The organism is Amycolatopsis sp. lyj-84 (genome assembly GCF_046549075.1).
GTDB lineage: Bacteria > Actinomycetota > Actinomycetes > Mycobacteriales > Pseudonocardiaceae > Amycolatopsis.
Window position 1 is genome coordinate 492,311 of sequence record NZ_JAJPWO010000002.1, and the last position, 12,193, is coordinate 504,503.

Genomic DNA, 12,193 nt, shown 5'->3' on the forward strand with positions numbered 1-12,193 from the left:
GAAAGAACATGCCGGAGAAACGCGTCACCGTGGCCAGCAAGGTGGGCCTGCACGCCAGGCCCGCGGCGACGGTCGCCAAGGCGGCCGCGGCGCAGCCCGTCGCGGTGTCCATCGCCAAGGCGGGCGGCGACCCGGTCGCGGCCGGCAGCGTGCTGAACCTGATGACGCTCGCCGCCGGTTACGGCGACGAGGTCATCATCAGTGCCGAGGGTGAAGGTGCCGAGGCGGCCGTCGACGCCATCGCCGAGCTGGTGGCGACCGACCTCGACGCCTGATCCCCATCCCTGCGAAGCCCGGGCCGCCCCGACCGGCCCGGGCTTCGTAGGGTGTGGGACATGGAAAGCGTGCGCGAAATCGAACAGTGGCCGGTGGACAACGCCGCCACGGCCGTGGTGACCGCCGCCGGTGACGTGCTGGGCACGCACGGCGACACGACGAAGGTCTACAAGCTGGCGTCGGTGACGAAGCCGCTGACGGCCTACGCCGCGCTGATCGCCATCGAAGAGGGCGTCGTCGAACTCGACACTCCCGCCGGGCCCGAAGGCTCCACGATCCGGCACCTGCTCGCGCACACCTCCGGGCTGGCCTTCAACGAGCACAAGCAGATGGCCGAGCCGGGCAACCGTCGCCTGTACTCCAACGCCGGGTTCGAGCAACTGGCCGACGCGCTCACCGAGCACTCCGGTATCCCCTTCGCCGACTACCAGGCGGAGGCGCTTTTCCAGCCGCTGGGCATGAAGTCGACCAAGCTGACCGGCTCCCCTGCCTCCGGCGCGGAGTCCACTGTGGACGACCTGGTCGCGTTCGCCGCCGAACTGCAGGCCCCGAAGCTCATCGCCGCCGAAACGGTGCGCGAGGCGACATCCGTGGTCTTCCCCGGACTTTCCGGTGTCCTGCCCGGCTTCGGCCACCAGAAGCCGAACGACTGGGGCCTCGGCTTCGAGATCCGCGACCACAAGAGTCCGCATTGGACCGGTTCGTCGAGCTCGCCGCGGACCTTCGGCCACTTCGGGCAGTCCGGCACGTTCCTCTGGGTCGACCCCGAGGCCGGTGCCGCCTGCGTCGCACTCACCGACCGGGCTTTCGGCCCGTGGGCGGCCGAAGTCTGGCCGCCCTTCACCGACGCCGTCCTCTCGGAGCTGCGCGGCGTCACTCCATGACGCGAATCGGCGAACCCGCCTGGAAGGCCGCGATGTCCTCGACCGCGTCGCGGTAGAAGATCTCGTAGGTCTCCCGGGTGACGTAGCCGATGTGCGGGGTGAGCACGACGTTGTCCAGTGTCCGCAGCGGATGCTCCGAGGGCAGCGGCTCGACGTCGTAGACATCCAGCGCGGCGACCGCGATCTCCTTGCGGCGCAAGGCGTCCACCAGGGCGGCTTCGTCCACGATCGGGCCGCGCGACGTGTTGACCAGGATCGCCGTCGGCTTCATCGCGGCAAGTTCCGGGGCGCCGACGAGCCCGCGGCTGCGGTCACTGAGCACCAGGTGGACCGACAGGACGTCGGCGCGGGCGAACAGCTCGTCCTTCGACACCGCCGTCACCCCGTGGGGTCCGGCCTTCTCCTGGGTCAGGTTCCGGCTCCAGGCGATGGTCTCCATGCCGAACGCCTGGCCGATCGTGGCCGCGCCGGCGCCGAGCCTGCCGAGGCCGAGCAGTCCGAGGGTCTTGCCCGCCAGGATCGTGCCGACCGTGGTCTGCCAGCCGCCTTCACGCATGTTCCGGGACTCTTCCGGCACGTTCCGCGCGGCGGCGAGGATCAGCGCCCAGGTGTGCTCGGCCGCCGGTGCCGCGATGTAGCCGGTGGAGCAGACGACCACGCCGTTGCGCCGGGCGGCGGCCACGTCGATCGCGGCGTTGCGGTGGCCGGTGCTCACCAGCAGCTCGAGCGCGGGCAGCCGGTCGAGGACCTCGGCGGGGAAGCGGGTGCGTTCGCGCATCGCGACCACGACGTCGAAGTCCCGGAGACGGGCGACCACCTCCGCGGGATCCGCGAACGGCTCGGTGAACACCTTGACCTCGGCGCCGAGGGAGTCCCAGTCCCCGAAGCCGAGTGCCACTTCCTGATAATCGTCGAGAATCGCGATCTTCATGGATCCCAGGCTAGGTCACGGCTAGGGTCCTGCCCGGAAGCCGTGTCGACGGCGAAGGGGAGGAACAGGAAATGGACGAGATCTCGACCTGGACCGAGACGGAAAGACTGAGCTTCGCGGAGTTGCTGGAAGGACTGGACGAACGGGACTGGTCGGTGAAGACCCTTTGTCCGGAGTGGACGGTGCACGCGATGGCCGCCCATCTGGCGCAGTCCACCAGGAACCGGCTCCGGGACACCCTCTTCGGCGCCATCAAGGCCAAGGGCAACTGGGACAAGATGAACGTCGACCAGGCCATCGGCTACGCCGCGCGATTCTCCCCCGCCGAACTCGTCGCCCAGATCCGCGACGACGCGGCCTCGCCGCGCCGCTCCCCCGGCGCCAAGCCGATCGACCCGCTCGCCGACGTCCTCATCCACGGTCAGGACGTCGCCCGCCCGCTGGGCATCGACAGGCCCATGCCCGGGAAGCCGGTGATCGCGGCGCTGGAGCATCTCCTCGTCAGCCCGTTCTGGGGTGCCCGCAAACGCTGCAAGGATCTGCGGTTGATCGCCACCGATACCGAGTGGACCGGCGGCGCGGGCACCGAAGAGGTGCGGGGACCGCTCGCCGACCTGCTCCTGGCGGTGAGCGGCCGGAGCGCCGGGCTGGCCACCTTGACCGGCCCGGGCACCTCACGGCTCAGCGCCGGCTGACGGCTACCAGCGACCGACGATCACATCGACCCGCACCAGGTGATGGTCCGAGGCGTCGTTGAGCCGGGCCAGCGGTGAATCGGGCAGCGGCCAGAAGACCTCGGCGCGCCAGGGGAACAGGCCCTTCGACGGCAGGACGTAGTCGATCCGCAGGTTCCCCGGCGCGTTGTCGTTGAAGTCGCCGGTGTCGAAGAACGGGTCGCCCTTCTGGCCGATGTTGGCGCCTGCCTGGTCCCGCGCGGCGCGCACCGCGCCTTCGCTGCCCGGACGCGTCTCGATGACGCGAGGCGCGTTCAGCAGCCGGGAGATCGCGCCGGGGACGCTGTCGCCGTCGAGCGGGTCGGAGTTGTGGTCTCCGGCGATGACGAACTTCTCGTGCGCGCCCAGTCCGCCGCGACGGCCGCGGTCGTCGTGGATGTAGCGGCCCTTGCCCGGGGTCACGTAGTCGGCCCAGAAGCGGATCTCGTCGTTGTTGCGGGTGCCGTTGCGGTCTTCGGGACCGTCGAAGGTGGGCGGCGTCGGGTGCGCGGCCAGGAAGTGCACGGTCGAGCGGCCGACGCGGATCGGGACGTCCCAGTGGGACTTCGACGACAGGCGCAGCACGTCGAGTGCCTGCGGCGAATACCAGTCGGCAGGCGCCGGGGTGGCCGGGTCGTCCGGGAGCAGCGCGCCCGGCATGTCCTTCCAGAGGAACTTCTGGAACGTCCGCACGCTCCGGGTGTCGATCGGGTACTTGGACAGCACGAGCATGCCGTACTGGCCCTCGAAGAGGCCGAAGCCGTGCGCGTCGTTGCCGCCGCCGACCTGGCCGTTGCGGTCGAGGTCGAAACCGGTCGCGACGCCGGTGTTCGACGGCGCCGTGAAGGCGTACGGGTAGTCGATCGGCGCGGCGCCGTTCTGGCCGCGCTCGAGGTAGTTCTCGCGGAACAGGTTCGCGGCGCGGTTTTCCGGCACGTAGTCGAACTCGTTGATCAGCAGCACGTCCGGCCGGTTGCGCTGGATCACCTCGGCGACCTCGTTCGCCTGCGCGTTGCCCGGCTGCGACAAGTCGGTCACGAGCTGCCCCGCCGCGCCGCGGTTGAGCGAGGCGTTGAACGTCGCGAAGCGGACGTTCTTCCCGGCGGTGGCTTCGGCCGGGGTGGCGGCCAGGAGCGTCCCGGCCAGCAATGCGCCCGAGGTGAGCACGGCGGCGATGCGTTTCACGGTCATACCTCCCAGAGTCGGTGCGACCTTACGCATCTTCGGCGGCCGCAGGGGTGAGCTTCAGGTGAACAGCTCCCTCTTGAACGTGTTCAAAATCTGGGCTACGGTCCTTCTTGAACACGTTCAAAAGGAGGTCCCCATGCAACCCGTAGTCGTGGCCTACGCGCTCTACCTGGCCATCACCGTCCCGCTGACCGTGCTGGTCGCCCGGACGCTGAGCAAGCACGGCAAGACGTTCCTGGAGGACGTCTTCCAGGACAAACTGGCGCTCGCACATTCGGTCAACCAGCTGCTCGTCGTCGGCTTCTACCTGGTCAGCCTGGGTTTCGTGACCCTGTTCCTGACCAGCGACGACATCGTCCTCGACGCGCGCGACGTCTTCGAGATGCTGTCGGTCAAGGTCGGTACCGTGGCGCTCGTGCTCGGCGTGATGCACGTCGGGAACGTGCTGGTGTTCAACGGGATCCGGCGCAAGCACCTGCACAACAGCGCCGCCCGGCCCATGCCGATGCCGCCGCCCTACCCCGGCTACCCGGCGCCCGCTCCGCATCCCGCGCCCTGACCGGATAACGTGCAGTGGTGGCGAAGAGTGAGGAAACCAGGTCGCTGATCGTGGCGACCGCGTTGCGGCTGTTCGCGGAGAACGGCTACGACCGCACGACCATGCGGGCCATCGCGACCGAAGCGGGAGTGTCGGTCGGGAACGCTTACTACTACTTCGCCTCGAAAGACCAGCTGATCCAGGGTTTCTACGACGAGATCGCCAAGGTGCACCTGACGACGGCACGCCAGGCGATCGAAGGTGAGCGGGACTTCAGCGCGCGGCTCAAGACCGTCCTGCTCACCTGGCTCGACGTCGCCGAGCCGTACCAGCGCTTCGGCACCCAGTTCTTCGTCAACGCCGCCGACCCGGACTCGCCGCTGAGCCCGTTCAGCGAGGAGTCGACGCCCGCTCGGGACGCCTCCATCGGCCTGATGCGCGACGTCATCGCCGACTCCGACGCCAAACTCGACCCGGACCTGCGCGACGACCTGCCCGATCTGCTGTGGCTGTACCAGATGGGGGTCGTGCTGTTCTGGGTCCACGACCGGTCGCCCGGGCAGAAACGCAGCCGGGTACTGGTGGAGCGGACGGTGCCGCTGATCGCGCGGCTGGTGGGACTTTCGCGGCTGCGGGTGCTGCGGCCGGTCAGCCGGGAGATCGTCTCGCTGATCCGGGACCTTTCGAAGCGGGACGATGCCGCCTGAGGCGCGTTTAGTCCTCTAGTTGCGTTTCCTGCGAGTACGTGAAGGACCCCTTCCTGTACTTAGGCGCAAGGATGGGGGCCTTCATGTACTTGGAGCCGGCGTGGAAGCCTTGCCGGATCCGGGACGATGCTCTGAGCGGAGCAGACCGTAGACGAGCACATCGACATACTCGCCGTGCTGGAAGGACCTGCCGTGCATGACCCCTTCCCTGCGGAACCCCAGGCGTTCGAGGGCTTTCTGCTCGCCGAGGTTACCGCCATTGGTGAGGGCTTCGATTCTGTTCGCAGTCGTGCGGCCGAACAGGTAGTCCACGAGCAGCCTCTGCGCCACCGTGCCCACCCCCTGTCCACGATGCTCGGGTAGCACCCCCACGCCGATCTCGTAGGTGACACCCAAGGGGAAGCCGCGGGGCTTCCAGCTGACGATGCCGATAGCCGTGTCGTCGGCCCGCGCGATCGCAACCGCCGCGGACTCGGCGGAGATATACCCGTCGATCTCCCATCGCTTGCGGCGTGCCCTCGGATCACCGAATCCGGGCCAATCGAACTCGCCGAGCGCATCGGGATCCGTGCAGAGGCGGTCGAGAAAGGCGAGGTCGGCCTCGGTGAACGTCCTCAAGTGGACTGCGTCCGGGCGGTTCGCTGAAGTCATGAGACCAGTATCGCGCCCGGAACAGCACCCGTCAGGCAGTGAGCAATTCCCAACCTTGTTGCCCTGCGGGGGGCGGTGGGCGAATCTCTCCACAGGCCAGCAGGCAGCCAACCGGCTCACACACCCGAATCCGGGCCGTAGAGGAGCAGGCCAACGCAGCCCTGAAGGGTTGGCGTCTCCTGCAGAAGCTCCGGTGCAGCACCACCCGGATCACCAGCCTGGTCAAGGCCGTGACGCTCCTTCACAATGTCATCAGGACGGGATGTTGAAAAGGGCTCACTGTCTTTCAGCGTCAAATCACTCGTCAGTGGCAAACACGCCGATTCAATGTTGCTTAAAATTACGAACATTTGTTCGAATTATTCCGGTATTATCGAGGTGTGTCCGAGACGACCCTTCCCGAGTTGCCGCAGGAGTTGTGGCGCGCTGGCAAGCTGGAGCTTGCCCATGGCGTGCAACAGTTCTTGCAGGTGATGCGGGTCGCCTCCACCGGGTTGGGACGGTATCTGGCGGAGATTGATTCTCGTGGCGCGAAAGACTTATACGGTTATGGGACAACGTTGGCGTGGTTCGCCGATATCGCCGGACTGAGCCAGGGCGAAGCTCGGCCGTATGTGAATCGCGCTATCGATCTGAACCCCACGCGTGCCCTGGACGGCACCGAGATCCCGGCTTTCGCGCCCGCCACCAGTGTGGCTGCGGCGGAGGGGGCGATCGGCGAGGAGCGGATCAAGCAGATCGTGGAGATCCTGCGGAAGATCCCGGCTGGGGTGTCGGTGGAGGATCGGGAGCACGCGGAGACAACCCTCGCCGATCTCGCCCGGAAAGCGGGTCCCCAGCAGGTGTCGGATCTCGGAGACCAGCTGCTGGGCTGGCTCGACCCGGACGGCAAGGAACCGAAAGACCCCGAACCCGCCCAACCCCGCCGCGAACTCACCCTGGAACGCCGCAAAGACGGCTACTGGAAACTGAACGGCTTGCTGGATGACGAGGCCGGTGCCCGGACCGCCGCGGCACTCGAGGCTTACGCCGCACCCCGTCCGATCGACGAGTTCGGCCAGGCCGATCTACGGACCAAGGCCGAGCGCCAGGGTGACGCCTGGGTCGACCTCGTGGACTTGGCGGTTGCGTGCCCGGATCAACCGGGGACGAGCGGCTACCGGACGTTGATTCATGTGACGATCGGTCTCGACGAGTTGAAGTCGGGCCTGGGTACGGCGTGTGTGGACTTCGTCGGAACCATGACCGCCCGCGAAGCACGCATGGCGGCCTGCGACTGCCTCATGCTCCCCGTCGTGCTCAACGCCGCGGGTGAGCCCCTGGACGTGGGACGGCTGCGACGGTTCGTCACCCCAGGCCAACGCCGAGCCTTGAACATCCGTGACCGGGGCTGCGCGTTCCCCGGGTGTCATCGCAAGCCGAAGAACTGTCACGCCCACCACATTCATCACTGGGCAGACGGTGGACCGACAGATCTCCGGAACCTGGTCCTACTGTGCGGCTTCCACCACCGCCTGATCCACCACGGCGATTGGGAAGTCCGAATGGCACCTGACGGGCTACCGGAGTTCATCCCACCCCAGTACTTGGACCCGCTACGAAGATCCCGGCGCAACACCCACGCTTGACCCGAGAGCCCGCCAGCCACACCGGCGACGGGCCCCTCGGCATGCTCAAAGGTGAGCTGCGGCAATAACGACATCCAACGTCCCATTTCCACACCGCCCTTCGGAGAAGTGGACCGGGACTTGGTCACGCCGACAAAAGTCGAGCGGGGAAGATTCAGGACATTGAACGTCCTGAATCTTCCACGCTCGACGGTTACCCGCATCGATATCACGGCGCCGGACTCCCCTAAAGAGCCAGGCTCCCGATCTACTCCCGAACAGTCCGGAAGTACAGGAACCGCGGTTTCGTCCGCAGGTTCGCGTACCACCGGGGATCGGACTCGGCGACCGATTCCTCCGGCATCGGCTCGACCAGCCTGTCGACGGCGAACCCGGCGTCCCGCACCGCGCCGAACGTCCAGCTCAGCGGCCGCCGGTAGAACTGGACCTTCTGCTTGTACTCCCCCAGCGGGAATTCGTCGTCGAGCAGTTCGAGCTGGAAGTAGTTGTCCTTTTCGAACCAGCGCCAGTCCTCGCCGGGATGGTGCACGGAGAACACCAGCAGTCCGCCGGGCTTCAGGATCCGCCGGAACTCCGCGAGCGCCGGCGCCCACTCCTTCAGGTAATGCAGCACCAGTGACGCCGTGATGACATCGATCGAGGCGTCCTCGACGAACGTCAGCGGCCGCGAAACGTCGGCCGTCTCGAACCTCGCGACATCCCCGAACTTGTCCCTGGCGACGGCGACCATGCCCTCGCTGGCATCGACGCCGAGGACGTCCGCGCCCTTCGCCGCGAGCAGCGCGCTGAGGTGACCCGCGGCGCAGCCGACGTCGAGCACCCGCTTGCCCGCCACTTCCCCGGCCAGCTCGACGATGGCTGGCCGGTCGTAATGAGCGTTGGTGCTGCTGGTCTCCGCGTGCGCGGCGTAGAGACGGGCGAAACCGTCGTACTGGCTGGCTCGCGCCCGTTCGATGATCTCGTCGATCACCTCGGTCTTGGCGTCGGCGTAGTGCTGGATGTACTTCCAGGTGCGCCCGGCCAGTTCGCGTTTCTTGGCCTCGTAGAGCTTCAGCTCGTCTTCGTGCGCGATCAACCGGTCGCGGAAGAGGCGGTAGCGCTCGGTCTGGCCGTTGTCCGGCGAATAGACGTGCAGGTTGATGTTCGTGTCCGGGCCCTTGAAGCTGCGGTGCTTCTCCCACTCGGGCTCGCGGATGACGAGCTTGTAGCCCTCGGCCTCCAACTGCGGCACGTACGCGTCCTCGTCGTTCGAATCGGGGACGATCAGCATGATGTCGATGATCGGTTTCGCGCAGAGCCCGGGTACCGACGTGGAGCCGACGTGCTCCAGGACCAGCGCGCGATCCCCCAGGATCCCCCTGATGCGCTTGGCTTCCCGGTCGAACAGTCCGGGCCACCGCGGGTCGTATTCGGCCAGGGTGACGGTGGAATTCAGCACCGGAGCCTGGCCGACCCACGCGGTGTCGATGTCTTCTTCGGTGTAGTCGTCTCGATCAGGTTTAGGCACGACCCCTTGTTCCTCTCGCAAGGCAGTCGGCCAGATTATCGAATCCGGACGATCTTGTCACCCGATCGGCAGAGAAAGGATCCCACCGGTCGCTTCCCGAAGAGCGTCCCGCATTTCCGCGCGCGGAGCGGGCTGCCCGGTGAAGTACTCGGACTGCCCGAAAGCCTGGTGCAGCAACATGTCCAGCCCGGTGGCCAACCGTCCGCCCTGGTCGGCGACGGCTTCGGCGAGCGCGGTCGGCCAGGGGTGGTAGATGACGTCGAGGACGCAGCCGATGCCTGCCAGGTCGGCCAGATGGGGCCGGACGGCGTCCGGGGGCACGGTGTTCACCAGCACCGCCGAATCCACCGCGAGCTTCCCGAAATCCGCGTCGGCCCAGCGAAGGACCTCGACGTCTAGACCGGCCCGCTGAGCCGCCTCCACCGTTTCCGCCGCCCGTGCGGGATCCCGCACGACCAGCCGGACCGTCCGCACGCCGAGCGCGGCCAGCCCGACGACCGCCGCCGCGGCCGTGCCACCCGCCCCGAGGACGACGGCCGCGTCGTCGGCGCCGGGCGAGTACTCCCCCGCGATCCGCAGCGCCTCGGTGACGCCATCGACGTCGGTGCAGTCGGCCAGCCAGCCGCTTTCCCGGCGCACCAGCGTGTTCGCCGCGCCGACCGCGGCCGCGCGCGGCGTGACCTCGTCGGCGTACTCCAGCGCGGCCCGTTTCCCGGGCATGGTCACCGAGAGCCCGGTCCATTCCGGACCGAGACCGCCGACGAACGCGGGCAACCCTGGACCGTCCATCTCGACGCGTTCGTAGGTCCAGCCGTCCAGGCCCAGCGCGCGGAACGCGGCGCCGTGCAGGACGGGCGAAAGCGAGTGCTCGACCGGTTTTCCGAGGATCGCCGCCTTGCGGTCAGATGACACCTCGCCTCACTGCGTCATCTCGGTTCTTCCGGTGGTCGTCGAAGTTCACCGCGAAACAGGAGAGCCCGTTCTTCTCGCATTTGACGAAGAACAGCCACTCCCCCGCCACCGGCTTCAGCGCGGCCTGGATCGCCTCCGCGCTCGGGACCGCGATCGGTGTCGGGGGCAGGCCGACGAATTTGTAGGTGTTGTAGGCGCCCGCCTTCTCTCGATCTTCGGGTTTGGTGAGCAGCGTCGGCCGGTCGAGGACGTAGTTGACCGTCGAGTCCATCTCGAGCCGCATCTTCTCGTCGACACGGTTGTAGATGACCCGCGAGATCTTCTCGAAGTCGGCCTTCACCGCCTCGCGTTCGATGATCGACGCGATGACGAGCGTCTCGTACGGCGTCTTGCCCTCGCCCTTCGACTGGTCGCTCAGCCCCGCGTTGAGGATGCGCCCCGCCGAGGTCTTCACGACATCGGTGAGCAGTTCCTCCGCCGTCCAGCCGGGTTTGACGTTGAAGATGCCCGGGGCGATCAGTCCTTCGAGCCGCCGGTCCTTGTGCTCGGCCTTGGTGGCGGACTCGACCGCCCAGGACGGCACGCCCAGCTTCGCCAGATCCGCGTTCTCGATCGTCTTCTTCAGTTCCTCGACCGGGATACAGGTGCTCTCGCCGTTCAGTTCCGCGCAAGAGGCCTTGGACAGCAACGTGTACACGCCGGGCGTCACCTTGCCGTCGGGCTGGGTGATGTCGTGGAACTGGGTGTACGGCCGGATTTCGACCTGGCCCACCTTCGACGCGGCGGCGGTCATCTTCTCGACCGCGCTGGCGCCGGACATCTTCGTCTTCATGACGTAGTAGCCCTGCTGGAGCCGCGAGACGGCGGTGTTGTCCTCGCCCGCCTTCACGAACGCCTTGCCGCTGGCGACCACCCCGGCCGCCTGCAGCCGGTTGCCGATCGCCGACGTCGAGTCGCCCTTCTCCACCTGGACGAGGACATCGCTCTCGCCGACGCCTTCGTAGTCCTCGTAGCCGAAGATCTCGTTGAAGCCGTAGTAGGCGCCACCGGCGAGCAGCACGAGCACGGCCAGCGCCGCGACCCAGCCCAGGGCACGCTTCTTCTTGCGCTTCTTGGGCGGCGGTCCCTTGCGTTCCGGGCGCTCGGCCGCGATGCGTTCGGGCTCGGCGCGGTCTTCGTCCTCGAAGTCCTGCGCGTCTTCGTATTCGTCGTACTCGTCGTAGTCCTCGTACTCGTCGTACGTGTCCTCGCCGAAGATCTCGTCGTATTCCTCTTCGCTGCCCTGGGACGGCGGAGGAGCCGCGCCGGGACGCCGCGCCATCGGCGCTTCCTGGATCGCGGGGATGATGTCGGTCGGCCGCTCGTCCGGGAGCGGACCGTCGTCCTCACGGCGCCTGCGGCGGCCGGGACGGGGTGGCTCGTCCTGGGCGTAGGCGGGCATGCCAAGACTCCGGTCACCCGGCTGGGGGGACCGCCTGGGCGGTGCGGGAGGCGGCGGGGCCGCGGGTTCCGGAGCCCGCCTCGGCGGGGCCGGACGCTGCACGCGGGGCGGAGGAGGCGGCGGCTCCTCGGGAGCGGCCCGGCGACGGCGCGGCGCCGGCGGGGGAAGCTCTTCGGGCTCCTGCCGGACGTGCCGGCGACGAGCGACGGGCTCCGCGGGTGGCTGAGGTTCGGGCCGCCGACGCGGCGGGGCCGGGGGCCGGGGGGCCTCCTCGGGTTCCTCCCGCAACCGTCGTCTACCGCCCTGACGGCGTTCGGGCCGGCCGTGGGGCTCGGTCATTTGTCGCCCTTCCGTGCGCGATGTGCCGCTACCGCGTCGATCCAAGCCTGCAGGATCTCGACCGCGGCCGCCTGATCGACGACGGCACGCTGCTTACGTCCCTTCACCCCACGCTGCGACAGCATCCTGGATGCCGTCACCGTGGTCAACCGCTCGTCGGCCAGCCGCACCGGTACCGGAGCGATCCTCGCGGCGACCTTGTCGGCGTAGTCCAGCGCCGCTTCGGCCGCCGGGCCGTGACGGTCCTTGAGCGTCCTCGGCAAGCCGACGACGACTTCGACCACGTCGTGTTCCGTGACGAGTTCGACGAGCTGGTCGACGTCCTTGTCGGCCACCGCGTCGCGAGTGAGGGTAACGAGCGGACTGGCGAGGATGGGGTCGGGATCGCTCAGTGCGATCCCGACCCGGACGGATCCGACATCCACGCCAAGCCGCCTGCCGCGCCCCGGATCGGACTCCCCAGGCCGATCCGGGCGCC

13 protein-coding genes and 1 pseudogene are annotated in these 12,193 nt (G+C 67.9%); 7 read left to right on the plus strand and 7 right to left on the minus strand.

Annotated elements, in window-relative coordinates; all coding sequences use genetic code 11:
• Positions 1 to 8: 8 nt before the first annotated feature.
• Together ACLJRM_RS07305 and ACLJRM_RS07310 are read left to right on the plus strand one after the other, a co-directional pair.
• Entirely contained in the window at positions 9 to 275 is a 267-nt protein-coding gene (locus ACLJRM_RS07305) for an HPr family phosphocarrier protein (protein WP_076163675.1), read from the plus strand.
• 60 nt (positions 276 to 335) lie between these two features.
• Positions 336 to 1,160, plus strand: coding sequence for a serine hydrolase domain-containing protein (locus ACLJRM_RS07310; protein ID WP_101606716.1), 825 nt, complete (start codon positions 336 to 338; stop codon positions 1,158 to 1,160).
• Here the strand turns inward: ACLJRM_RS07310 and ACLJRM_RS07315 are convergent.
• Positions 1,150 to 2,091: a D-2-hydroxyacid dehydrogenase family protein gene (locus ACLJRM_RS07315; protein WP_410662618.1), complete on the minus strand. Its 942-nt coding sequence runs from the start codon at positions 2,089 to 2,091 to the stop codon at positions 1,150 to 1,152. The two genes, ACLJRM_RS07310 and ACLJRM_RS07315, sit on opposite strands and share 11 nt — an antisense overlap.
• 71 nt (positions 2,092 to 2,162) lie before the next feature.
• Between ACLJRM_RS07315 and ACLJRM_RS07320 the strand changes: the two genes are divergently transcribed.
• Positions 2,163 to 2,786 (plus strand): maleylpyruvate isomerase family mycothiol-dependent enzyme, encoded by a 624-nt coding sequence (locus tag ACLJRM_RS07320; protein WP_410662619.1) that lies wholly within the window; start codon positions 2,163 to 2,165, stop codon positions 2,784 to 2,786.
• A 3-nt stretch (positions 2,787 to 2,789) separates the two neighbouring features.
• Here the strand turns inward: ACLJRM_RS07320 and ACLJRM_RS07325 are convergent, their stop codons facing one another.
• Positions 2,790 to 3,989 (minus strand): endonuclease/exonuclease/phosphatase family protein, encoded by a 1,200-nt coding sequence (locus tag ACLJRM_RS07325; protein ID WP_101613074.1) that lies wholly within the window; start codon positions 3,987 to 3,989, stop codon positions 2,790 to 2,792.
• A 139-nt stretch (positions 3,990 to 4,128) separates the two neighbouring features.
• On the opposite strand from ACLJRM_RS07325, the gene ACLJRM_RS07330 reads away from it, so the two are divergent.
• Positions 4,129 to 4,551: a hypothetical protein gene (locus tag ACLJRM_RS07330; protein WP_101606713.1), complete on the plus strand. Its 423-nt coding sequence runs from the start codon at positions 4,129 to 4,131 to the stop codon at positions 4,549 to 4,551.
• A gap of 17 nt (positions 4,552 to 4,568) precedes the next feature.
• Positions 4,569 to 5,237, plus strand: a complete 669-nt coding sequence (locus ACLJRM_RS07335) for a TetR/AcrR family transcriptional regulator (protein ID WP_101613073.1) — start codon at positions 4,569 to 4,571, stop codon at positions 5,235 to 5,237.
• Positions 5,238 to 5,318: 81 nt separating this feature from the next.
• Here the strand turns inward: ACLJRM_RS07335 and ACLJRM_RS07340 are convergent, their stop codons facing one another.
• Positions 5,319 to 5,888, minus strand: coding sequence for a GNAT family N-acetyltransferase (locus tag ACLJRM_RS07340; protein ID WP_233224113.1), 570 nt, complete (start codon positions 5,886 to 5,888; stop codon positions 5,319 to 5,321).
• Between the two features lie 58 nt (positions 5,889 to 5,946).
• On the opposite strand from ACLJRM_RS07340, the pseudogene ACLJRM_RS07345 reads away from it, so the two are divergent.
• Positions 5,947 to 6,157 (plus strand): annotated as a pseudogene (locus ACLJRM_RS07345) (transposase family protein); the annotation flags it as partial.
• Between the two features lie 111 nt (positions 6,158 to 6,268).
• Complete coding sequence (locus tag ACLJRM_RS07350) at positions 6,269 to 7,516, plus strand: DUF222 domain-containing protein (RefSeq protein WP_410662620.1); 1,248 nt, start codon at positions 6,269 to 6,271, stop codon at positions 7,514 to 7,516.
• 247 nt (positions 7,517 to 7,763) lie between these two features.
• On the opposite strand, the gene ACLJRM_RS07355 is transcribed toward ACLJRM_RS07350, so the two are convergent.
• From ACLJRM_RS07355 to ruvX, 4 genes are all read right to left on the minus strand, one after another.
• A complete protein-coding gene (locus ACLJRM_RS07355; RefSeq protein ID WP_410662621.1) occupies positions 7,764 to 9,023 on the minus strand; it encodes a GrpB family protein in 1,260 nt (419 codons plus the stop codon).
• A 57-nt stretch (positions 9,024 to 9,080) separates the two neighbouring features.
• Positions 9,081 to 9,911: a shikimate dehydrogenase gene (locus ACLJRM_RS07360; RefSeq protein ID WP_410662848.1), complete on the minus strand. Its 831-nt coding sequence runs from the start codon at positions 9,909 to 9,911 to the stop codon at positions 9,081 to 9,083.
• A gap of 13 nt (positions 9,912 to 9,924) precedes the next feature.
• Positions 9,925 to 11,376: an endolytic transglycosylase MltG gene (mltG, locus tag ACLJRM_RS07365; protein WP_101606708.1), complete on the minus strand. Its 1,452-nt coding sequence runs from the start codon at positions 11,374 to 11,376 to the stop codon at positions 9,925 to 9,927.
• 335 nt (positions 11,377 to 11,711) lie between these two features.
• Positions 11,712 to 12,140 carry a Holliday junction resolvase RuvX gene (gene ruvX / locus ACLJRM_RS07370; protein WP_369862478.1) on the minus strand — a complete coding sequence of 143 codons (429 nt, stop codon included), beginning with the start codon at positions 12,138 to 12,140 and terminating at the stop codon, positions 11,712 to 11,714.
• Positions 12,141 to 12,193 lie beyond the last annotated feature (53 nt).

Bases quoted from the DNA above. Each gene is read 5' to 3' on its own strand.
- ACLJRM_RS07305 (WP_076163675.1), top strand. From the start codon at position 9: ATGCCGGAGAAACGCGTCACCGTGGCCAGCAAGGTGGGCCTGCACGCC.
- ACLJRM_RS07310 (WP_101606716.1), top strand. From the start codon at position 336: ATGGAAAGCGTGCGCGAAATCGAACAGTGGCCGGTGGACAACGCCGCC.
- ACLJRM_RS07315 (WP_410662618.1), bottom strand. From the start codon at position 2,091: ATGAAGATCGCGATTCTCGACGATTATCAGGAAGTGGCACTCGGCTTC.
- ACLJRM_RS07320 (WP_410662619.1), top strand. From the start codon at position 2,163: ATGGACGAGATCTCGACCTGGACCGAGACGGAAAGACTGAGCTTCGCG.
- ACLJRM_RS07330 (WP_101606713.1), top strand. From the start codon at position 4,129: ATGCAACCCGTAGTCGTGGCCTACGCGCTCTACCTGGCCATCACCGTC.
- ACLJRM_RS07340 (WP_233224113.1), bottom strand. From the start codon at position 5,888: ATGACTTCAGCGAACCGCCCGGACGCAGTCCACTTGAGGACGTTCACC.
- mltG (WP_101606708.1), bottom strand. From the start codon at position 11,376: ATGCCCGCCTACGCCCAGGACGAGCCACCCCGTCCCGGCCGCCGCAGG.